Raw genomic sequence first — 21,442 nt, forward strand, 5'->3', positions numbered from 1 at the left:
TTGCACGCTTGCGGGAGGGGTCATGCGTTTCGCGTTCTTGCCCAGGTGCGGGTTGCTTGGCGGCTGGGTGGCGCTGCTCGTGCTGGCGCTCGGGGTGCTGGCTGGATGCAGCGACAGCGATGCGGACGGGCCTTCACAGGGGCCGAGCGAGGTGCTGCGCGCGCGCTTTCCGAAGCAGGTGACGCAGGTGCTCGCGGCGGGCGCGGGGTTCGTGGCGACCGGTGAGGGGTTTGTGGCGAGGTCGCAGGCGGAAGCGCCGGGACGGTTCCGGCCCGCGGCAGAGAGGATCGAGGCGGTGTTGCCTGCGACGGGCGAAAAGGGGCTGCGCTTCCGCGGGCAGGGCGGGTTTGCGTTCGAGGTGCGCGAGATCGGCGCTGCGGGCGAGGCGGCGCTCGAAGGCAACGCGGTGACCTATGCACGAACGGGAGGTCGGTCGTACTGGACCGCGATGGCGGACGGGGGCGCGGAGGAGTGGCTGCTGCTGGAGGCAGAGCACGTCACGAGCGATGCGCCGGTCGCCGTGTGGGAGGTGGACGGGGCGGCGCTGCGGCAAGAGGGCGAGGCGGTGGCGGTGGTGGACGAGGGCGGCAGAGCGCGGATGCGGGTCACGGCGCCCGAGGCGCATGCTGGAGCGGGGAGAGCGATCGAGGCGCGGCTCGCGGCGCGGGGGCAGCGGATCGAGCTGTGGGTGCAGGCCAGCGGGGAGGCGGTGCTGGTGGATCCGGTGTGGCAGGCGACGGGGGAGATGGGCACTGCCCGCCAAGATCACACCGCAACGCTGCTGCGAAGCGGGCAGGTGCTGGTCGTGGGCGGCTCGCGCGACTCCTCCATTAATCCTCTCACGAGCACCGATCTGTACGACCCGGCGACCGGAACCTGGCAGCCCACCGGCTCGATGGGCTCCGCCCGCTATGGTCACACCACGACGCTGCTGCCGAGCGGGCAGGTGCTCGTCGTGGGCGGCTGGGACGCGAGCGCGGAGCTGTACGACCCGGTGACGGGAACGTGGCTGCCCGCCGCCTCGATGGGCTCCGCCCGCGGTGGTCACACCGCGACGCTGCTGCCGAGCGGGCAGGTGCTCGTCGCGGGCGGCTGGGACGGCGCCTCCGGCGATTTTCTCGCGAGCGCGGAGCTGTACGATCCGGCGACGGATATCTGGCAGCTCGCCGCCTCGATGGGCTCCGCCCGCTATTATCACACCGCGACGCTGCTGCCGAGCGGGCAGGTGCTCGTCGCGGGCGGCGGGAACGCCTCCAATGCTTCTCTCGCAAGCGCGGAGCTGTACGATCCGGCGACGGATATCTGGCAGCCCGCCGCCTCGATGGGCTCCGCCCGCGGTGGTCACACCGCGACGCTGCTGCCGAGCGGGCAGGTGCTCGTCGCGGGCGGCTGGGACGCCCCCAATGCTTCTCTCGCGAGCGCGGAGCTGTACGATCCGGCGACGGATATCTGGCAGCCCGCCGGCTCGATGGGCTCCGCCCGCGGTGATCACACCGCGACGCTGCTGCCGAGCGGGCAGGTGCTCGTCGCGGGCGGTGTCGACGCGAGCGCGGAGCTGTACGATCCGGTGACGGGAACGTGGCAGCCCGCCGCCTCGATGGGCACTGCCCGCGGTGGTCACACCGCGACGCTGCTGCCGAGCGGGCAGGTGCTCGTCGCGGGCGGCTGGGACGGCGCCTCCGGCGATCTTCTCGCGAGCGCGGAGCTGTACGATCCGGCGACGGGGATCTGGCAGCCCGCCGCCTCGATGGGCTCCGCCCGCCTTGGTCACACCGCGACGCTGCTGCCGAGCGGGCAGGTGCTCGTCGCGGGCGGCGTAGACCTCGCCTCCGGTGGTAATCTCGCGAGCGCGGAACTGTATGATCCGGCGACGGGGATCTGGCAGCCCGCCGCCTCGATGGGCTCCGCCCGCGCTGCTCACACCGCGACGCTGCTGCCGAACGGGCAGGTGCTCGTCGCGGGGGGCCGTGACCTCGCCTCCGGCGATTTTCTCGCGAGCGCAGAGCTGTACGTCCCATCGACGGGGACCTGGCAGCGCGCCGACTCGATGGGCTCCGTCCGCTATGGTCACACCGCAACGCTGCTGCCGAACGGGCAGGTGCTCGTCGCGGGCGGCGGGAACGCCTCCAATGCTTCTCTCGCGAGCGCGGAGCTGTACGACGTGACGACGGGAACGTGGCTGCCCGTCGACTCGATGCGCACCGCCCGCGCTGCTCACACCGCCGCGACGTTGCTGCCGAACGGCCAGGTGCTCTTCGCGGGCGGCTGGGACGGCACCTCCGACGATTTTCTCGCGAGCGCGGAGCTGTACGACGTGGCGACGGGAACGTGGCTGCCCGCCGACTCGATGGGCACCGCCCGCTATCGTCACACCGCCACGCTGCTGCCGAACGGGCAGGTGCTCTTCGCGGGCGGCTGGGCCGACCGTTCCGGTGGTATTCTCCCAAGCGCGGAGCTGTACGACGTGGCGACGGGAACGTGGCTGCCCGTCGACTCGATGGGCACCGCCCGCGCTAGTCACACCGCGACGCTGCTGCCGAACGGGCAGGTGCTCGTCGCAGGCGGCACGGACAAGACCGACAGGTCCGGCCCTTATCACGCGAGCGCGGAGTTGTACGACGTGGCGACGGAAACGTGGCTACCCGCTGGCTCGATGGGCACCGGACACGGTGACCACACCGCGACGCTGCTGCCGAGCGGGCAGGTGCTGGTCGCGGGCGGTTACAACGTCGCTCGTCGGCTCGCGAGCGTGAAGCTGTACGATCCGGCTGGGCGCTGGATGGCCGCGGCGTCGATGCGCGCCGGCCGTGTCCACGCCACCGTGACGCCGCTGCCCGACGATCGCGTGCTGGTCGCTGGGGGGCTCAGCAACGCCGGCGACGAGGCGAGCGTGGAGCAGTACGATCCAGCGAACCGAACCTGGCTCCCGGCCGCCAGGATGAACAGCGCCCGTCATGCTCACACCGCGACGCTGCTGCCAAACGACCAGGTGCTCGTCGCGGGCGGCAACGGTTCCGGCGGCCCCCTCGCGAGCGCGGAGCTGTACGACCCGGCGACGGAAACCTGGCGGCTCGCCCGCGCGATGACCCGCGCCCGCGCCTACCATGCTGCGGTCCGGCTCAACAACGAGCAGGTGCTGGTCGCCGGAGGTTGGGGGATCGGCGGCGCGCTGGGCGACGCCGAACGATACAACCCGATCACCGACCAATGGATTCCCTCCAACGGCGCCATGTCGGCGGCCCGCTGGCAGTTCACCGCGACGCTACTGCCGAACGGACAGGTGCTGGCTGCCGGAGGCTGGGGACGCGTTGGCGCTCTCAGAGACGCAGAGCTGTACGATCCGAGCACCGACCAATGGCAACCGGTTCCCTTGGGGATGAGCGACGCCCGCACCGGCCATACCGCCACACTTCTGCGGACGGGTCAGGTCCTGATCGCTGGAGGTGCGGGTAGCGATGACGTCCTTGCTCGGGCAGAGCTCTTCGATCCCACGACCAGATCCTTTTCGCCTACGGTACCGATGCGCCATGCGCGCACGGGCCATGTGGCCACGGTGCTGCCGGGCGGACGGGTGCTGGTCGCGGGCGGCGCCGACGCCGGCGGCCCGCTGACGAGCGTGGAGCTCTACGACCCGACCGCGAATGCCTGGCACGAGGCCCGCCCGTTGAGGACGCCCCGGAGCAAGCCCGCGGGGCTCGTGCTCGACGATGGCACGGTGCTCGTGGTCGGCGGCGTTGGCGCCGGCGGAATCCCGCTGGCCACCGCCGAGCTGTTCGAGCTCCTCTCCAATGGCACCCTGTGCCGCCGGGCGGCCGATTGCCAGAGCGGCGTCTGCGTCGACGGCGTCTGCTGCGACGCAGCCTGCGACGGCGGCCCCTGCGACGTCTGCGCCGTCACCACCGACATCACCCTCATCCCCACCGGCGCCCGGATCCCGGGCACCTGCGAGCCTGTCGTCGACGTCGCCTGCGACGACGGCAACGCATGCACGCAGAGCGATATTTGCCAGGGCGGCGCCTGCCAGGGCACGAACCCCGTGGCCTGCATGGCATCCGACGGCTGCCACGCGCCGGGCGAGTGCAACCCGGGGACGGGGAGCTGCTCGCCGCAGACGCCCAAAGACGAGGGCGCCACCTGCGATGACGGGAACCTCTGTACCCGGCGCGACGCCTGCCGGGTCGGGATCTGCACGGGACTCGAGGAAGTCGATTGCCCGGCACCCGATGCGTGCCACAGGCAGGGCAGCTGCGATCCGTCGACGGGGGTGTGCGACAACCCGGCGAAGGACGACGGCGCAAGCTGCGACAGCGATGGCGACCCGTGCACGCCAGACGACCACTGCGACGACGGCGTATGCGTAGCCGGCGAGCCGAAGACCTGCGCCTCGTATGCGTGCGACAAGGCCACAGGACAGTGCATGACCCGCTGCGACTCGGTCCGCGATTGCGTGGACGGCAAGGTCTGCGACCGGACGCATCGATGCGTCGATGCGCCGCCCGACCACTACCACCACGACACCAGCGGCTGCGCCCTCGCTGCTCCCGGCGCCCCTCCGCCGTTGCCCCGAACGCTGGCAGCGCTCTTCGTGCTCGCCCTCGCCGCCCTGGCTGCCCGGCGCCCGCGCGCTGTGGCGTGAAGGCGCCCGCGATCGATGAGCCCACCGACCCCGCATCTACGCCCGTAGCGCCGAGGGGAGGGTCTGCGCGGCGGCCGCGGGTGGGCGCGATCCAGCACCGACCGAGGTGCCATGAGGTCTCAGCGGGCTCCACGTCTCAGGCGCGCCTTGTGTGGCGCGCGACGAAACGTCCCAGGTGGCATGGCCCGAAGGGAGACATGCCGGGTGGTGTTTCATGCGCGAGCTCCGCGCTCCCGTCTTGGCGGATGGCGAGCGCCCACCCGCGGCCGCCGCGCAGACCCTCCCCTCGGCGCGTGCTCCCGGGAAGGCGCCCCGGCCCCGACCGCCCTCTCACCTCTCCTTCGCGACGCGAAGCAGATCCCGCATCGTCGACCGCGGAACATCCGCGAGCCGCGCCGCGGCGCTGACGTTGCCGCCGACCTCCTCGAAGGCGCGGAGCGCATCGGCGGGCGTGATCTTCCGGCGGACCGGGGGCTCGCGATCGGCGATGACCGCCGTGATGTGCTCGGGCAGCACACGGCCATGCGCGCGCAGCGCGGCCTGGATGAGCACGTTCCGCAGCTCCCGGACGTTGCCTTGCCAGCGGTGCGCCCTCAGCGCGGCGAGCGCCCCGGGGGACAGCTGGCGCCGGCCAATCTCGGAGCTCGCCAGGAGGTGCTCGGCCAGGAGCGGGATGTCGTCGGGCCGATCGCGCAGCGCAGGGAGCTGAAGACGGCACACCGCCAGGCGCTCGTAGAGATCCGCGCGGAAGCGACGCTCACTGACGAGGGTCTCCAGGGGCTCGCAGGTGGCGACGACGAGCCGCACGTTGACCTGCATCGCCCTCTCCGCGCCCAGCGGGCGGACCATCCCCTCCTCCACGACGCGCAGCAGCTTCGCCTGGACCTCCAGCGAGAGCGCCGCGATCTCGTCGAGGAAGAGCGTCCCATGGCTGGCCTCGACGAACGCCCCCTGACGCTCCCGAACCGCGCCGGTGAACGCACCCCGACGATGGCCGAACAGCTCGGACTCGGCGAGCTCCCGCAGGATCGTGGCGGCGTTCAGGACCACGAACGGCCGATCGGCCCGGGTGCTCTCCGCGTGGATCGCCCGGGCCACGAGATCCTTGCCCGTGCCCGACTCGCCGCGCAGCAGCACGGGGAGCTGCAGCGGCGCCACCCGCCGCACCGCCGCGGCGAGCTGCCGCATGGGCCGCGAGCGGCCGATGAGCCCGGGGAGCGGCGGCCCATCCTCCTCGATCACCGGGACTTTTCGGGCCGCCTCGACGCACATCGCCGTGCGACCGATCTCGAAGCAGCCGCCAGGGACGAGCATCGCCTGCCGCACGCGGACGCCACCGACACGAACGCCGTTGCGAGAGCCGAGGTCCGTCACCTCGATCGATGCGCCGCGGTGCGCGACGCGGCAGTGCCGGGCGCTCACCGCGGCATCGTCGAGCCTCACGTCCGCGGCCGGAGCGCTGCCCAGGATGAGCTCGGCCCCCGGCGCGACGGCGATGCGCACTGGAGCGCCTCCGCCGGGATGCTCGCAGCGGAGCCACACCGTGGCGAGCACGTCGCTATCGTCCACGATCTCGACGGTGACGTCCCGGGTCGAGAGGGGCTCACCGCCGCGCGCACCCGGGTCCGATCGATCGCCGGGCGCTCCGACGAGCGCTCCCGGCAGCGCCACGAGGAGCGCGGCCGGCGCCGCAGGCGGCGCGGGCGCCGCCATACCGCCGTGAGCCGAGGTGAGGGGTCTGGAAGGGCTGTCGTGGTCGCTGCGGATCTGTGCGTCGTCCATGTCCAGGAGGTTTGTCGTCGGCACGCGAGGCGCAGTTGCGTCGCCCGGGCGACATTCCTGCTCGTCGGCACGCGCCCCCCTTTGCGCTCTGGACCGCGCTGTTCTAGAGGCCGTTCGTGAGATCGCGCTCGACAAGGTGGACCGCGCCGGCGCTCGGCGTGGCGGCAGCGGGCTGGGTGCTCTCGGCCAACCAGGCCCTCGCCCAGCCCGCAGATCAGACGACGGCCGCAGCCGAGGAAGAAGAAGAGGAATCCGGGCCGGAAGCCGGGGTGAAGCGCCCCGCCGGGCCCGACGAGCGAAGCGGACACCTCCTGCTCCAGGGGCGGGCCGGGTACAGCCAGCCCTTCGGCGGCATGGCCGCTGGCCAGCCGGTCGCCGACACGGTCTCGGGCGGGTTCGCCTTCGGCGCCAACCTCGGCATCGGCTTGAGCCGCGTGACCGTCCTGGAAGCAAGCGGCTCCTACACCCTGCTCTCGGCAGCGGCAGGCTGCAGCGACTGCTCCGGCCGAAGCCTCGATCTGGGTCTGGGGTTCGTCTACCACGTCGCCCAGGGGATCGCGGTCGACCCCTGGATCAGCTACGGCGTGGGGTACCGGCGAACGGTCTTCACATGGCCGGACGCCTCGGCGGCCGGTCCAACCGGGACCGATCATGTGTTCCACGGTCTCGATGTCGCCCGCATCGCGCTGGGCGCCGACTTCTACCCGGCCCCGATCCTTGGCGTCGGCGTGTTCGCCGAGCTCGACGCCGGCACCTACCTCTCGCGCCCTGACGAGGGTTCCGACCCCACGGCCTACGGATTCTTCCAGTTCGGTGTGCGCCTCGCGCTGGATCCCCTACCCCGGGGCACGCGACCACCGGCAGCCTCGGCCGGTACGTCACCGAGGATCGCCGCTCAGGCGACCGGCTCCCAGGGAGCAGCCCGCCGCTAAAGCAGCCGGAATGTGGGCGGTCCAGAGCGAGGGGCAGGTATAATCTGCCGCGAATGGGCGAGTTCAGGACGAGCAGCCGCACCCGACCCGTCGCGGCTGCCGTGACCGACGTAGGTCGCCAGCGAAAGCACAACGAGGACAACGTCCTCGTGAAGTCCGATCTCGGCCTCTTCGTCGTGGCGGACGGCATGGGCGGGCACAACGCGGGCAACGTCGCCAGCGCGCTCGCGACCAAATCGCTCGACAACTTCTTCGAGGCGACCCGCGCCGGCAGCCTGCCAGGCCCCGTCCCGGCCGACGAACAGGAGCTCGATCCGGAAGCACGGCGCGTCGTCGCGGCGATCCGCAAGGCGAACCACGATGTGTTCGTCATATCGAACACGTACACCCAGCACCAGGGCATGGGCTCGACGGTGGTCGCCGCCTACGTGTCGTGCGAAACGGAGCAGATCCATGTCGGGCACGTCGGCGACAGCCGCTGCTACCGGATCCGACACGGCGAGATCGAGCAGCTCACGAAGGACCACTCGCTCATCAACGACGCCCTCGCGCTCAAGCCCGACCTGAGCCAGGACGAGCTGGCGAGGCTCCCGAAGAACATCATCACGCGCGCGCTCGGCATGAAGGACGCCGTGAAGGTCGACATCCGCTCGGAGCACACCCAGCCCGGCGACGTCTTCCTGCTCTGCTCGGACGGGTTGAGCGGGATGATCTCGGAGCAGCAGATGCTCGATGTGTTCGACATCACCCAGGATCCGCACGAGGCCTGCGAGCTCCTCATCGAGATGGCCAACGAGGCGGGCGGGACCGACAACATCTCGGCGCTGATCGTCCGCATCCAGCTCGACGCGCAGGACGAGCGGCAACCGAACAGCGCGGAGCTCGACGACACCCGGCCCCTCCACGTCGATGAGTTCGGCGAGACGGTTCCGCCCGCGGCGGTCCACGAGGGACAGCTCCCGGTCGACGAGGTCGATCTCGACATCGCGGCGCAGCAGGTCCACTCCATCGCGGACAGCGGCCTGCGGAGCCAGGCCCACAGCGCGCCAGGCGCGGTGGCGCGCATGGCCGCCGCGCCGTTCACGGATCGGCGCTCGCGGGCCGCCGCTGGCTCCGGTCGCTACGCCGCGGTGACGACGGCGGCGAGGCCTCCGGTGAAGGAAGCCCCGCCCTCGAAGCCCGCCAAGCGCGCGACCGAGGTGCGGGTCGCGCGGTGCGCGCACTGCAAGCACGAGCTCTTCATCGGCAACCGGTTCTGCGTCGAGTGTGGCGCCCCCATCAAGCCGTGAGCCGCACTGCTGGCGCGCTCGGGTCGGCCGCGTCGGCGTCGACCTGCGCGCCGGCGGCGTCGACCTGCGCGCCGGTCGCGAGCAGCGACCGACGCCGCGGGCCGACGCGGACGATCACTTGACCGCGAGCAGCTCGACCTCGAAGACGAGGGTCGAGTTCGGCGGGATCACGGGCGGGAAGCCGCGAGCGCCGTAGCCGAGCTCCGGCGGGATCGTCAGCTTGCGGAGGCCGCCGATCTTCATGCCGGCGACCCCCTGATCCCATCCCTTGATCACCTGCCCGGCCCCCAGCTTGAACGAGAATCCTTGGCCGCGGTCGCGCGAGCTGTCGAACTTGTCGCCGTTGGTCAGCGTGCCGACGTAGTGCACCGTCACGAGCTGGCCGTGCTTCGCCTCCGCGCCTGTGCCTTCCTTGAGGTCCTCGATCCCGAGCTCTGCTTGCATGGTCGACTCCTTTCGGCGCGATGGGAGGAGCGCTGCACGGTCGCGTCAAGCCGAAGCAGCAGACGAGCTTCCGGACGAGCGCCCGCGAGCGCAAAGACGCCCGGGTAATCGTGGCTCAGCCGCCGAAACCAGGGAACGTGAACACGGGCGCGCCTCCGGTCATCCGCCAGGTGTTGGCGGTCTGCTGGACGACGGGCTGCCGCAGCAGCGGGTGCGGGTGCGTCTGCTCGAAGGCAAACAGGATCGTGGCGGGCGTGAGCTGATCGAGCGACGCGAAGAAGCCGAGCGTGAGCATCGCGCCGCCCTCGGTCCAGCGGTACCCCTGCTGCCGCGCGCCAGCGGCGAGCAGGTTGTTCACGCCCGCCACGTCCGCCGCGATCTCGTTCGGCTGGTTGAAGATGGGGAGCGTGCGCGACAGCATCCGCCCGAGATCCGCGGGCGTGACGCCCCGGCTCCCCCCCTGCCCGTTCGCGCAGCCCGTGTGCCCGAGGTGATGGTGGCCGAGCTCGTGGCCGAGCACGAACGCGAGCTGCTCGTGGTAGAGCTGGCGCTGCCGCTCGACCTTGCGCGGGTCCGTGTGCTGCACCGGATCGATGAAGCCCGCCGGCGGCCGGACGATCGGCTGCCCAGGCCGCTGCCGCTGCGCGAGCATCCGCAGGAACTCGTCGAGCTTCCTCGTCCCGAAGATCTCGTCGGTCGCCTTGAACTGCGCGATCTGCGCCTCGACCTCGAGCAGCCCGTCGGTGATCGCCATGAACGGCATCCGCTGGTCGTCACAGCCGGCGAACGCGTTCACCTCGCCCACCGTCGGATCGGCGATGAACGGGATGCCCCTCACCTTCTGCTGCGAGGCCGCCGGCAGCGCGCCGATCAACGCGCCCATGACGACGCCGGCCTCGGACTGGAGCCAGCTGACGTTGATGTCGTTGATGGGATCGCCCAGCACCGGCAGCCCCGGCATCGTGGGCACGTTGAAGGTAGGCGCCGGCACAGGCCCGGTCTGCGCCGGCGGGTACCCGGGTTGCTGCGGGTACCCGGGTTGCTGCGGGTACCCGGGCTGCTGTGGAGGAGCACCCTGCTGGGGCGCGCCGTACGGAGGATAGGCCTGGCCGTACGACGGCTGAGACGCAGGCTGGCGCGAGCTGCCCCGCTGACAGCCTGCGACCAGTCCGAGAGCCAGAACGAGGGCGCCGATCGGTCGAAGCAGATTCATCGACGCGAGCATAGCGCACGGCGAGGGGGTCAACCTCGCCGCGCCGCACACAAGATCTCGGCGCGCGGTCGCGGTCCGCGGCGCACGCCGCGGCGCCGCGGTGAGCCGAAAGCCGGGCGCCGGGCGTCAGGCGCTGGAGGACCGATGAACAGACACCGTGCCTGGTCTGCCGCCGCCGCCACCCTGTGGATCAGCGCCGCCGCGCTCTCTGGCTGCGGCGGCGCCTCCGTCGCGCAGGCCCCGGTGGCGCCGGAGCCCGCCGGTGCGGCCTCGATGTCGCCGCACAAGGGAAGCTCGATCGAGACAGCCGATGACGCGCTCGCCGAGCTCGAGCGCGCCGAGGACGAGCTCGATCAGGCGATCGGCGCGCCCGCACAGCGCGACGAGGGCCGGGCCGTGGCGGAAGCGGCGCAGCCGGGAGCGCCGCCGCCGCCGGCGGCTTCACCGCCGAGTCCGAGCGTACCCGACAGCCGCGCCGCGCCGTCACCACGGGCGACGGCCGCCGGCGGCGAGCCCCCGGCCAAGAAGATCGAGGCCGAGCCGCCGTCCGCGCCGCCGTGCGAAACCGCGTGCCGCGCGCTCGCGTCCATGAGCCGCGCCGCGCAGCACCTCTGCGGGCTCGCCGGCGATGCGGACCAGCGGTGCGATTCCGCGCGCGCCCGGGTCAAGAGCGCGACAGACCGGGTCGAGGCGCGGTGCCCGCGCTGCGCCGAGCTCTGAGCCTCGACCAGGGACGCACCGCCGGCCGCTCCAGCTCGACATGAGCGGTGCTGCCTTCGTACACAACTGTGCCCACCTCGATACGGGCCGAGCGCGCCTTCCGCTCAGACGACGGCCTCACGGGCCCGGCGCGAGGAGCTGAAGCAGCCGCACATTTTTGTACATATCCCCGAGCGAGCCTGCCGCCGCATGGCCGGCCTTCGCGAGCAGCTCGATCTCCTCGGGGCGCACCTCCACCTGCACCGTCAGCCGGCCGGCGCCCGGCTCCACGGCGAGGGTCGCGCGCTTCGCGATCTCGGCGAGCGCCGCCCCGGGCTCCGGTCCAACGAGCGCCTTCAGCGCATCGACGTTCGCGCGCTTCTCCTCGAGGAGCTTCCGGAGCTCTTCGGCCGCCTCGGCCGACGCGGCGTCGATCGCGATGATCGCCGAGAGCCCGCCCTTCGTCGAGACGCCGACGGTGACGGCGCGCGGGCCCGTGGAGCCGGTGAGGATCGCGCGGAGGCTCGGCTTGCTCTCGGAAAGAAGGGCGACGCCCAGGAGGGGACGATCCCACCCGATGTGCGCGAGGCGCGACGTCGCCTCGTCCCGGCTCGCGAGCGACGTCCCGGCCTCCTCGGCGTCGATGCTCGCGCGGAGCTCCGGCTCGGCGCCATATAGCAGGATCGACCCGTCGCGCACGGCGATCGCGTCCTCGCCGGCGCGGAGCAGGTACTTCACGCCTTTGTACTCTGCCTGGACGTAGCTGTGCGTCGCCAGGCGCTCCGCGAGCTTCTGCTCGTTGAAACGCCCGCGCGCGACCACGAGCGACGGGGCGACGACCAGCTTGTCGACGTCGAACCCGAGATCGATGCCCGTCGCCTTCTTGATGTCGTCACGGGTGCGCTCGATGTGCAGCCGCACCGCGCCCCCCTCCGCGCCGAGCGCCTGCAGATCGATCTGGTGAGGGTCGACGATCACCACGCCGGGGACGCTGCCTTGGACATATTCGAGCAGCGACTCGTCTCTCGGGAAGGTCGCGGCGCGGAGGTGCGCCACGCCGAAGCCGAGGAGCCCCGTCTGCTGGGCGAGGACGACGATGAGCACGAGGCCGACGAGCACGATGTACTTGACCTTGCCTCGCTTCTTCGTGGCTCCGGCGACCTGGACCGGCTTCGACGCGCTCTCGGTGCTCATCTGTGCTCGCTGCGCCCTCTCTGGGATGCCGCACGCCGCCAGGCCCCTGCGGGAACCGCCTCCGCAGAACCGCGAGCGCCGCTCGTGGACCCGGGGCGCGCTGCGGCAGAGCATAACCGGAAGCGAGACGCCGGCCAGGCCTTCCGCCGGGGCCTCCGGACGGATAGAACCGACGCGACGTGCCTCGATCCTCGTCCTCCGATGGCGGCGGCGCGCTCGCACAGCCGAGCGATAGCTCCGTGCTGCCCGCCGCCCTCGGCCGCTACCACGTGCAGCGCCTCCTCGGCGAGGGCGCGATGGGACGCGTGCTGCTCGCGCACGACCCGCTGCTCGATCGCGACGTCGCGCTGAAGCACCTGCGCGACGACCTGCGCATCCCGCGCGACGTCCGCGAGCAGCTCATCGTGAGGATGCGCCACGAAGCGCGCGCCGCCGCCCGGGTGACCCACCCGAACCTCGTCACGCTCCACGACGTCGGCGAGGACCCGGACTTCGGGCTCTACCTCGTCTTCGAGTACGTCGAGGGGCCGACGCTCAAGCAGCACCTCCTCGAGCGGCCGCTCTCGGCGTCGCAGGCGGCGCGCCTCGCGTTCGAGCTCGGCGAGGCCCTGACGATCGCGCACCGGGCAGGCATCGTCCACCGCGACATCAAGCCGGAGAACATCATCCTGTCCGCGAACGGCGGCAAGATCGCCGACTTCGGCATCGCGCGGATCCCGGACTCGACGCTGACGCACCAGGGAGGGCTCATGGGGACGCCCGCGTACAGCGCGCCGGAGACGTTCCGCGTCGGCAAGTTCTCGCCCGAGAGCGATCAGTTCTCGCTCGCCGCCGTCATGTACGAGGCGATCTCCGGGAGCCGCGCGTTCCCGGGCGACGACGCGGTCTCGGTCGCCTCGAAGATCGCGACCGACGAGCCGCCGCCGATCGCGAGGGAGCTCGGCCTCCCTCCGTCGCTCGATCAGGTGCTCGCGCGCGGGCTGTCGAAGCGACCCGAGGACAGGTACCCGAGCTGCGACGAGTTCGGCGCCGCGTTCGCGAACAGCCTCGAGTGGGCCGCCTCCAGCCAGATGCCGAGGCGGATGCTCGACAGCGCCGTCACGGCGACGCCGGCGCTGCCCGCCGAGCCAGCCGCGGTGCGCGCAGATCCGCTCGACGCCGACTTCCCTCCCCGCGAGCGGAAGGCGGGGCAGATCGCCGTGGGCGCGGCCGTGGTCGTGGCCACGGCCGCGCTGCTCCTCCACACCGCGCTGCGATCTGCAGACGCGCCCGCCGAGGAGCCCGCCGTCGGAGCAGCGCCGATCGCCTCGTCGGCCGCCGCGCCGCCGCGACCGCGCCCTGTGCCGTCGACGCGGCCCGCGCGCCCGAAGCACGACCCCACCGACACCACGGCGCGCGCGACGGTCAGCGCAGAGCCCAGCGCCGCGGAGCCCAGCGCCGCGGAGCCCAGCGCCGCGGAGCCCAGCGCGAGCGCGCCAGGCAGCGCCACGACCTCGCCCGCGCCGACCGCGCTCCCCGAGGACGAGCAAGGCGCGGACGCCGGAACACCGGAGACCGACGACCTCGGCGTGCCGGAGACCACAGAGCCCGGCACGCAGGACGCCGGTGGTGCCGATGCTGCCGCGCGTTGAACGCGTGACATCGCGGATGCGTTGTCACGCGGAAAAAACTCCCGTAAAGGAGCCCGAGTAAGCACCGTCGCTGCCCTGCACGGCCGACGTCTAGCGCCTCGCTGGGTCCATCGCAGGCCCCGGAGAGGCGCCCTGGAATCACGCCGACCGCTGCGCTAGCGACTGTCTGAATTGCTGTTCTGCCCCTTGAGATCTCCGCGATGACTACCCTGACAAACGGCGACGATCTCCATCTGTCGCTCTACCGAAAGATGTTCCAGATACGCCGCTTCGAGGAAGAAGCGGCCCGCGCGTACGCGCAGAGCAAGATCGGCGGGTTCCTTCACCTGTACATCGGTCAGGAGCCCATCGCCGTCGGTGCTTCTGCGGCGCTCCGCCCCGACGACTACGTGATGACCACCTACCGCGATCACGGGCTCGCGCTCGCCCGCGGGATGAGCTCGCGCGCCGCGATGGCCGAGCTCTACGGCAAGGTCACCGGGTGCTCGAAGGGGCTCGGCGGCTCGATGCACTTCTTCGACAAAGAGCACAACATGCTCGGCGGCTACGGCATCGTCGGCGGGCACATCCCCATCGCCGTCGGGACCGCGTTCGCGTCGAAGTACCGCGGCGAGGACCGGGTCTCGATGGTGTTCTTCGGCGAGGGCGCGGTGAGCATCGGCGACTTCCACGAAGGGATGTCGCTCGCGGCGCTGTGGAAGCTGCCGATCGTGTTCGTCTGCGAGAACAACGAGTACGCGATGGGGACGCCGCTCTCCCGGACGCTCTCGGTCGAGGACGTCTCGCTGAAGGCGCTCGCCTACGGGATGGAGCGCGATCGCTTCAACTCCGAGCACGTCCTCCAGGTGCGCGATCGCCTCGCCGAGGCCGTCGCGCGGGCGCGCACGCAGTCGGAGCCGACGCTGGTCGAGATCAGGACGTACCGCTTCCGGGGCCACTCGATGAGCGATCCCGGCAAGTACCGGACGAAGGAGGAGCTCGAGGAGCGCAAGAAGAAGGACGTGCTCCTTCGCTCGCGCATCGAGCTCGAGGAGAAGGGCCACAAGGCCGCCCTCGAGGCGATCGAGAGAGAGGTGGAAGACGAGATCACCGACGCGATCCGCTTCGCCGAGGAGAGCCCCGAACCCGGGCCCGAGGTGCTCGAGCCCACAACCTATGCAGGACCTTTTGCGCGATGACCGTCCTAAGATTCCGTGAGGCGGTTCGCGCCGCCATGGTCGAGGAAATGGAGCGCGACGAGCGGGTGTACCTCGTCGGCGAGGAGGTCGGGCACTACCAGGGCGCCTACAAGGTGACCGAGGGGATGCTCGACAAGTTCGGGAGCAAGCGCGTGATCGACGCGCCCATCACCGAGAGCGGGTTCACGGGCATCTCGATCGGCGCGGCGATGGTCGGGCTCCGGCCGATCGTCGAGTACATGACGTGGAACTTCTCCGCCGTGGCGTTCGACCAGATCCTCAACAACGCGGCGAAGCTCCGGCAGATGTCCGGCGGGCAGCTCAGCATCCCGCTCGTGCTGCGGGCGCCGAACGGCTCGGCGAAGCAGGTCGGCTCGCAGCACTCGCACTCCATGGAGCACTTCTACGCGCACGTCCCCGGCCTCAAGGTCCTCGCGCCCGCGATGCCGGCGGACGCCAAGGGTCTCCTGAAGTCGGCGATCCGGGACGACAACCCGGTGCTCTTCATGGAGAGCGAGACGCTCTACGGCGTGAAGGGCGAGGTGCCCGACGACCCCGATTTCATCGTGCCGATGGGGGTCGCCTCGATCGTGCGCGAGGGGACCGACGTCTCGATCATCGCGTGGAGCCGGATGGTGCACGTCGCGCTCGAGGCGGCCGCGGAGCTTGAGAAGGAGGGCATCAGCGCGGAGATCGTGGACCTGCGATCGCTGCGCCCGCTCGACGAGGAGACGATCGTGAAGAGCGTCACGAAGACGCACCGCGCGGTCGTGGCGCACGAGGGCTGGCCGTACGGCGGCGTCGGGGCGGAGATCGCCGATCGCATCCAGCGGCTCGCGTTCGACGAGCTGGACGCGCCCGTGCTGCGCGCGACGACGCTCGACGTCCCGATGCCCTACAACGCGCGGCTGGAGCAGTACGTGATCCCGCAGGCGTCGCGGATCATCGAAAATGTTCACCGCGTTCTCTACAAAAGCTGACTGAGCGGACCCACATCCCCGATCAAGGTTGATAGACCCATGGCGAAGGTTCTGGAACTTCCGAAGCTGTCCCCGACCATGGAGGAGGGGCAGATCAGTGCCTGGCACAAGAAGGAAGGCGACGCGATCGACATCGACGATCTGCTCGCAGAGGTCGAGACCGACAAGGCGACCATGGAGTACAAGTCCTTCGATCGAGGGACGTTGCTCAAGATCCTCGTGCCTGCGGGCAGCGTGGTTCAGCTCGGCCAGCCTGTCGCGATCATCGGCACCCCGGGCGAGGACGTAAGCGCCCTCGCCGGCGGGAGCGGCGGCGCCGCCGCGGCGAAGCCGAGCGCGGCGGAGGCTCAGCCCAAGGGAGAGCGCGCCGCGCCGCCGGCCGGCGGCGACGCGCCCGTGACGAGCCCGCCGCCCGCGGCGCGCGGCGAGGCGGTCTCGCCGCCCACGCAGCCGGCCGCGCCGCAGCCGTCGTCGAACGGACGCGTCAAGGCGTCGCCTTACGTGCGGAAGCTCGGCCGGGAGCGCGGGCTCGACCTCAGCAGCGTCGCCGGCAGCGGTCCGCGCGGGCGCATCGTCGCGCGCGACCTCGAGGGGCTGAAGCCGGCGCCGGCCGCCGCGGCCAAGGCGACCGCCCCCGGCGAGCTCGCTGTGCCGGAGGTGCGGCCGCTCAGCATGATGCGCAAGGCGATCGCCCGGCGCCTCACCGAGTCCAAGCAAACGGTCCCGCACTTCTACCTCTCGATCGACGTCGACGCCGATCCGCTGAACGCGCTTCGCGAGCAGATCAACGCGGATCTCGCGGCGACCGCCGCCGAGGGGGAGAAGCCGGCCAAGGTCAGCTTCAACGATCTCCTCGTCAAGGCGTGCGCCATCGCGCTCGTGCGCGTCCCGGAGTGCAACGCGCAGTTCACCCCAGACGCCATCCTCGTTCACCAGCGCGTCGACATCTCGGTCGCGGTCGCCGTCCCCGAGGGCCTCGTCACGCCGGTGGTGCGCGACGTCGATCGCAAGCAGGTGCTCGACATCGCGGCCGAGGTGCGCGAGCTCGCCGGGCGAGCCAAGGCGAAGAAGCTGCGGCCCGAGGAGATGGCGAACGGCACGTTCTCGATCTCGAACCTCGGCATGTACGGGATCGACAACTTCGGCGCCGTCATCAACCCGCCCGAGGGAGCGATCCTCGCCGTGGGCCAGGTCCGTCGCGAGCCCGTCGTGCGCGGCGAGCAGATCGTTCCGGGCCGCCGGCTGAGCATGACGCTCTCCTGCGATCATCGCGTCGTCGACGGCGCGGTCGGCGCGACCTTCCTCAAGGTCCTGCGCCAGCTCCTGGAGCACCCGACGCAGATCCTGATCGGCTAGCTCAGGTCGCCTCGGCGCTGCTCCCCAGGGCGTCGCCGAGGCGCGCCAGGTTCCGCGAGAAGATCTGCACGGACGGGTGCGACGGCCCGAGCGCCTTCGTGGCGATCGCCACGGCGCGCTCGATCTGCTGCCATGCGCCCGACAGATCGCCGAGCGCCTGCAAGACGCGCCCGAGGTTGTTCACGATGCTCGCCACCACCGGGTGATCCGGACCGTACGTGGCTTGCGCGATGCCGAGCGCGCGCTCCAGCTGCTCGCGCGCCCCGGGCAGCTCGCCGAGCGCTTGCAGCACGCTGCCGAGGTTGTTGCAGCCGATCGCCACCGCCGGGTGGTCCGGGCCGTAGGTCGCCTCGGCGATCTTCAGCACGCGCGCGAAGTTCGCGCGCGCGCCCTCGAGATCGCCGAGGTCGCGCAGCACGCTGCCGAGGTTGTTGATGTCCCGCGCCACGTCCGGGTGATCCGGCCCGTAGGTGTCCTCGACGATCGCGAGCGCGCGCTCGAAGTCGGCGCGCGCCCCGGCCAGGTCTCCGAGATCGCGCAGCACGCGCCCGCGGTTGTTCAGCGCGAGCGCGAAGCGCGGGTGGTAGAGGCCGTAGCTGTGCTCATCGATCTTGAGCGCCTCCTCGAACTGGTCGCGCGCTCCCTTGAGGTCGCCGAGATCGTGGAGCAGCCGACCGAGGTTCGTGCGCCCGATCGCTACTGTCGGGTGGTCCGGACCGTAGGCGCGGATGTCGATCGCGAGCGCCCGCTCGAGGTGCACGCGCGCGCCCGCGAAGTCGCCGAGGTCGCGGAAGAGCGCGCCCAGGTTGTTGAGCCGTATCGCGACGCTCGGATCGTCGGGGCCGTACGTCGCCTCGTCGATGGCGAGGGCGCGCTCCAGGTGCTTGCGGGCGCCCGGCAGATCGCCCTGATCCATGAGCACGCTGCCGAGGTCGTTCACGTCGCGCGCGACGTCCGGGTGATCGGGGCCGAAGCTCGCGATGTCGATCGCCAGCGCGCGCTCCAGGTGTGCCCGCGCGCCGCCGAGATCGCCGAGGTCGTGGAGGACGCTGCCGAGGCTGCGCAGCACGGCCGCGACCTTCGGATCGTCGTGGCCGAACACCGCCTCGTGGAGCGCGAGCGCCCGCTCCAGGTACCCCTTCGCCTCCGCGAACGCGGCGCGCCCCTGCAGGTAGACGGCGAACCGAGCGAGGAGCCGTCCGCGCACCTCCCGCGCGACGTCGTGCGCTTCGGCCTGGCTCGCCGCGGCGAGCGCGTGCGGCAGCCATCGGGCGCAGAAGGGCCACGTCTCGACCTCGTCGCTGCTCTCGGGGAACGCGTGGTCGACGAGCCGGACCGCCGCCTCGGCCCACACCTTCCTGTCCTCGGGCGAGAGGCGATCGCGGACCACCGCCTGGACGAGCCGGTGCACGGAGAGCGCGCCCTCGTGCACGTCGATGAACGAGTACCGGCGGAGCGCGGCGACCGCCTCGTCGAGGCTCAGCGGATCGCTCAGCGCCTCCGCGAGCGCCGCCGGCAGGTGCGGCGCGGCGTCGGCGAGGCCCTCGCGCGGGATGTCATCGGGCGCCAGGTACGCGCACAGGCTCAAGAGGTCGACCGCGACGGGCGAGAAGCGCTGCGCCTCCTGGAACGCGAGGCCCCAGGTCGTGGCGATCGGCGTCGGGTAGTCCATCGGCATGCCGCGGAGCAGGAGCCCGCGCTGGTGATCGCCGAAGGCGGCGTGGTAGGTCGCGATGGACGATCCCGTCTCCTTGATGGTCGCCGCCGCCTGCACCAGCGCGAGGGGGAGATCCCCGAGCGTCTCGGCGAGCTTCTCCGCGGCGCGCGCGTCGCCCTGCCCGGTCCGATCGAGCAGGAACTTCACCGAGTCGGCGCGATCGAGCGCCGGCACGGTGAGCGGGGTGGCGATGCCGCGGAAGCTCGGGTTGCGCGAGGTGATGAGGATGTGCCCGGTGCGCGGGTGCGGCAGGTACGGGGCGACGTCCTGCGGGTCGTTCACGTTGTCGAAGATGAGGAGCCACTTGTCGTTGCGCGACAGCCACGACCGGGCCGCCTCGATCGCGATCCGCTGGTCGGCCTCGTTCTGCTCTGGCAGGTCGAGGGCCGCGGCGAGGCGCGCGAAGTCCTCGGCCGCCGTGGCCGGCTCCTCGGCGCGGATCCACCAGACGACGTTGTACTGGCTCGCGTACCGGTGCGCGTACTCGGCGACGAGCTGCGTCTTGCCGACGCCGCCGAGGCCGCTGATGGACTGCGTGAGCGCGGCGGGCCCCCCCGTGGTGAGCGTGCTCCGCAGCTCGCTCAGGAGCTGGTCGCGCCCGGTGAAGCCCGGGTTCCGCGGCGGCAGCTTCTTGATGTGGGGCTCCGCGTCGGGCGAGCTCGACGGCCTTCGAGCGGCCGGCCGCTGCGTCGGCGGCTCCGTCTCGCGGACGGCGCTCCGGATCCCCTTCGCGATCTCCGTGAACGCCTCGCTCTGGTTGGGGTAGCTCGTCACGGGCCGCGCGCGGCTCGGCAGCGGCTGCAGCTCGCCGAGCAGCGTCTTCTCCCAGGCGCAGGGCCGCAGGATCACGGGGATGACCCGGCACTCGCCGGCCTCGTGGCGGGCGATCGCCTCTCGCATCTCCGGAGAGAGCCACGCGTCGGTGGAGAGGAAATCCGCGCTCACGAGCAGCAGCACGACCCGCGCCTCGCGCAGCCTCGCCGCGCTCGCCTCTCGCCGCTCCCTCCCTCCGCCGAGCGCGAAGCCCTGGTAATTCCGGATGACCCCCTGCCGTTTCAGCGCGTCGAGGTGGGTCTCGATCTTGGGCCGCAGGTCTTCGTCCCTCGGAGAGTAGGAGAAGAACACATCGGCGGGGCTCGTCGCCAAGGCAACCATAGTTCCTCTCGCGGGCCTTAAAGTCTCACGACGGACCTGACGCGCAACGAGAATACGCGGTCGGAAAAGACCCAGGAAGAGACGGTAGTTGACGCTCCAGGCGGATACATGCGGGTCGAACCTCCATCGTCTCGTGGGGGGCTTGCCTTACCCCGACTCCGGCTCCGTCCTACCTTCGCGCTCCTCTTCCGTGCTCGGGGAGATCCGGCCGGAAGCCTGAACGATGCGGCGCGCCGCTTCCATCCATCGCCGCCGATCGTCCCGCCGCAGCTGGTTGCGCACGACGATCTTCACGAGGCGGTGGACGCTGAGCGCGTGCGGCCGCACCTCGATCAGCGAGTGCAGCCGCAGCATCGCGATGGCGTCGTCGAGCGCGAGCGGGTCGTATTCGCTGAGCGACCGCCGAGGGATCGCGTCCATCGGCAGGAAGGAGCACAAGCTGAGGAGCTCCGCCGCTGCCTGGTGGCTGAACACGGCCGCGAGCGAGCTCTCCCAGGCGGTCGCGACCGTCACAGGGAAGCTGACGGGGCGCTCCAGGAGCGCGGCCGGCCGCTGCCGGAAGAGGGCGAGGTACTCCGCGAGCGGGCGCCCGGTCTCCTCGATGTAAGCGCCGGCCTGCGCCAGGGCGAGCGGCAGATCCCCGAGCTCCTCTGCGAGCGCGTCGGCCGACTCCGCGTCGGTCTCGCCCGTGCGCTGGAGCAGGAAGCGCACCGACTCGGCGCGCTCGATGCCGCGGACGTTCACCGTCGTGAGACCGCGCCAGATAGGGTTCTGCGACGTCGTGAGGATGTGGCCGCCGTGGGAGACGCTCGGGATGTAGGGCTCGACCTCGCTCGGGTCGCGCACGCCATCGAAGAGGAGCAGCCAGCGACCGCGGCGCCCGAGCTTGCTGCGCACCACGCCGACCGCGCGAGCGGGATCCAGCTGCTCGTGGTCGGGCAGCCTCATCTCCGCCGCGAGCGTGACGAAGGAGGCGTCCATCGTCGCCTGGCTCTGACCGTCGATCAGGAAGACGGTGTCGTAAGCGCCGGCGTTGCGGTACGCGTACTCGATCGCGAGCTTGGTCTTGCCGGTGCCGCCGAGCCCGCAGAGCGGCGCCACGCCGCGCCTGGCGAGCGCGGCGCCGATCTCGGCGAGCAGAGCGTCGCGCGCGGCCAGGTTCCGGCTGGTCGACGCGGGGACGCTCCAGATCCCGGGCGGCGGTGGCACCTCTGAATGGCTCACCGGCTGGGCGCC

At 71.5% G+C, this 21,442-nt stretch carries 14 protein-coding genes; 8 read left to right on the plus strand and 6 right to left on the minus strand.

The features are described 5' to 3' along the window. Positions 1 to 22: 22 nt before the first annotated feature. Complete coding sequence (locus WMF34_RS19620; protein ID WP_437994178.1) at positions 23 to 4,636, plus strand: Kelch repeat-containing protein; 4,614 nt, start codon at positions 23 to 25, stop codon at positions 4,634 to 4,636. A 330-nt stretch (positions 4,637 to 4,966) separates the two neighbouring features. Here WMF34_RS19620 and WMF34_RS19625 read toward each other — a convergent pair whose 3' ends face one another. After that, positions 4,967 to 6,418: a sigma 54-interacting transcriptional regulator gene (locus WMF34_RS19625; RefSeq protein WP_437994179.1), complete on the minus strand. Its 1,452-nt coding sequence runs from the start codon at positions 6,416 to 6,418 to the stop codon at positions 4,967 to 4,969. Between the two features lie 176 nt (positions 6,419 to 6,594). On the opposite strand from WMF34_RS19625, the gene WMF34_RS19630 reads away from it, so the two are divergent. Together WMF34_RS19630 and WMF34_RS19635 are read left to right on the plus strand one after the other, a co-directional pair. Continuing rightward, positions 6,595 to 7,350, plus strand: coding sequence for a hypothetical protein (locus WMF34_RS19630; RefSeq protein WP_437994180.1), 756 nt, complete (start codon positions 6,595 to 6,597; stop codon positions 7,348 to 7,350). A gap of 53 nt (positions 7,351 to 7,403) precedes the next feature. Beyond that, the gene (locus WMF34_RS19635) at positions 7,404 to 8,639 is read left to right on the plus strand and encodes a Stp1/IreP family PP2C-type Ser/Thr phosphatase (protein ID WP_012236425.1); all 1,236 of its coding nucleotides are present in this window, start codon (positions 7,404 to 7,406) and stop codon (positions 8,637 to 8,639) included. Between the two features lie 114 nt (positions 8,640 to 8,753). Here the strand turns inward: WMF34_RS19635 and WMF34_RS19640 are convergent, their stop codons facing one another. Continuing rightward, positions 8,754 to 9,083 carry an FKBP-type peptidyl-prolyl cis-trans isomerase gene (locus WMF34_RS19640; protein ID WP_012236426.1) on the minus strand — a complete coding sequence of 110 codons (330 nt, stop codon included), beginning with the start codon at positions 9,081 to 9,083 and terminating at the stop codon, positions 8,754 to 8,756. A gap of 115 nt (positions 9,084 to 9,198) precedes the next feature. Continuing rightward, positions 9,199 to 10,296, minus strand: a complete 1,098-nt coding sequence (locus WMF34_RS19645; RefSeq protein WP_437994181.1) for a M48 family metalloprotease — start codon at positions 10,294 to 10,296, stop codon at positions 9,199 to 9,201. A 144-nt stretch (positions 10,297 to 10,440) separates the two neighbouring features. On the opposite strand from WMF34_RS19645, the gene WMF34_RS19650 reads away from it, so the two are divergent. After that, complete coding sequence (locus tag WMF34_RS19650) at positions 10,441 to 11,016, plus strand: hypothetical protein (protein WP_437994182.1); 576 nt, start codon at positions 10,441 to 10,443, stop codon at positions 11,014 to 11,016. A gap of 117 nt (positions 11,017 to 11,133) precedes the next feature. On the opposite strand, the gene WMF34_RS19655 is transcribed toward WMF34_RS19650, so the two are convergent. Continuing rightward, a complete protein-coding gene (locus WMF34_RS19655; protein ID WP_044965278.1) occupies positions 11,134 to 12,189 on the minus strand; it encodes a hypothetical protein in 1,056 nt (351 codons plus the stop codon). A gap of 179 nt (positions 12,190 to 12,368) precedes the next feature. Between WMF34_RS19655 and WMF34_RS19660 the strand changes: the two genes are divergently transcribed. The 4 genes from WMF34_RS19660 (at position 12,369) to WMF34_RS19675 (ending at position 17,334) form a co-directional block, all read left to right on the plus strand. Then, positions 12,369 to 13,820 (plus strand): protein kinase domain-containing protein, encoded by a 1,452-nt coding sequence (locus tag WMF34_RS19660; protein WP_437994183.1) that lies wholly within the window; start codon positions 12,369 to 12,371, stop codon positions 13,818 to 13,820. Positions 13,821 to 14,020: 200 nt separating this feature from the next. Further along, positions 14,021 to 14,998, plus strand: a complete 978-nt coding sequence (gene pdhA / locus WMF34_RS19665) for a pyruvate dehydrogenase (acetyl-transferring) E1 component subunit alpha (RefSeq protein ID WP_012236430.1) — start codon at positions 14,021 to 14,023, stop codon at positions 14,996 to 14,998. Continuing rightward, a complete protein-coding gene (locus WMF34_RS19670) occupies positions 14,995 to 15,978 on the plus strand; it encodes a pyruvate dehydrogenase complex E1 component subunit beta (protein ID WP_437994184.1) in 984 nt (327 codons plus the stop codon). Before pdhA ends, WMF34_RS19670 begins: the two co-directional genes overlap by 4 nt. A gap of 39 nt (positions 15,979 to 16,017) precedes the next feature. Then, positions 16,018 to 17,334, plus strand: coding sequence for a pyruvate dehydrogenase complex dihydrolipoamide acetyltransferase (locus WMF34_RS19675; protein WP_437994185.1), 1,317 nt, complete (start codon positions 16,018 to 16,020; stop codon positions 17,332 to 17,334). A gap of 1 nt (position 17,335) precedes the next feature. Here WMF34_RS19675 and fxsT read toward each other — a convergent pair whose 3' ends face one another. Both fxsT and WMF34_RS19685 read right to left on the minus strand, forming a co-directional pair. Further along, positions 17,336 to 20,206 (minus strand): FxSxx-COOH system tetratricopeptide repeat protein, encoded by a 2,871-nt coding sequence (gene fxsT / locus WMF34_RS19680; RefSeq protein ID WP_012236433.1) that lies wholly within the window; start codon positions 20,204 to 20,206, stop codon positions 17,336 to 17,338. A 147-nt stretch (positions 20,207 to 20,353) separates the two neighbouring features. Then, positions 20,354 to 21,430: an ATP/GTP-binding protein gene (locus WMF34_RS19685; protein ID WP_437994186.1), complete on the minus strand. Its 1,077-nt coding sequence runs from the start codon at positions 21,428 to 21,430 to the stop codon at positions 20,354 to 20,356. Between the last annotated feature and the right edge of the window lie 12 nt (positions 21,431 to 21,442).

It is taken from the genome of Sorangium sp. So ce145 (assembly GCF_051525985.1).
Classification (GTDB): Bacteria; Myxococcota_A; Polyangia; order Polyangiales; family Polyangiaceae; genus Sorangium; species Sorangium cellulosum_B.

Coding starts and splice junctions, on each gene's coding strand:
- WMF34_RS19620 (WP_437994178.1), top strand. CDS start 23: ATGCGTTTCGCGTTCTTGCCCAGGTGCGGGTTGCTTGGCGGCTGGGTG.
- WMF34_RS19625 (WP_437994179.1), bottom strand. CDS start 6,418: ATGGACGACGCACAGATCCGCAGCGACCACGACAGCCCTTCCAGACCC.
- WMF34_RS19635 (WP_012236425.1), top strand. CDS start 7,404: ATGGGCGAGTTCAGGACGAGCAGCCGCACCCGACCCGTCGCGGCTGCC.
- WMF34_RS19640 (WP_012236426.1), bottom strand. CDS start 9,083: ATGCAAGCAGAGCTCGGGATCGAGGACCTCAAGGAAGGCACAGGCGCG.
- WMF34_RS19645 (WP_437994181.1), bottom strand. CDS start 10,296: ATGAATCTGCTTCGACCGATCGGCGCCCTCGTTCTGGCTCTCGGACTG.
- WMF34_RS19650 (WP_437994182.1), top strand. CDS start 10,441: ATGAACAGACACCGTGCCTGGTCTGCCGCCGCCGCCACCCTGTGGATC.
- WMF34_RS19655 (WP_044965278.1), bottom strand. CDS start 12,189: ATGAGCACCGAGAGCGCGTCGAAGCCGGTCCAGGTCGCCGGAGCCACG.
- pdhA (WP_012236430.1), top strand. CDS start 14,021: ATGACTACCCTGACAAACGGCGACGATCTCCATCTGTCGCTCTACCGA.
- WMF34_RS19670 (WP_437994184.1), top strand. CDS start 14,995: ATGACCGTCCTAAGATTCCGTGAGGCGGTTCGCGCCGCCATGGTCGAG.
- WMF34_RS19675 (WP_437994185.1), top strand. CDS start 16,018: ATGGCGAAGGTTCTGGAACTTCCGAAGCTGTCCCCGACCATGGAGGAG.
- fxsT (WP_012236433.1), bottom strand. CDS start 20,206: ATGGTTGCCTTGGCGACGAGCCCCGCCGATGTGTTCTTCTCCTACTCT.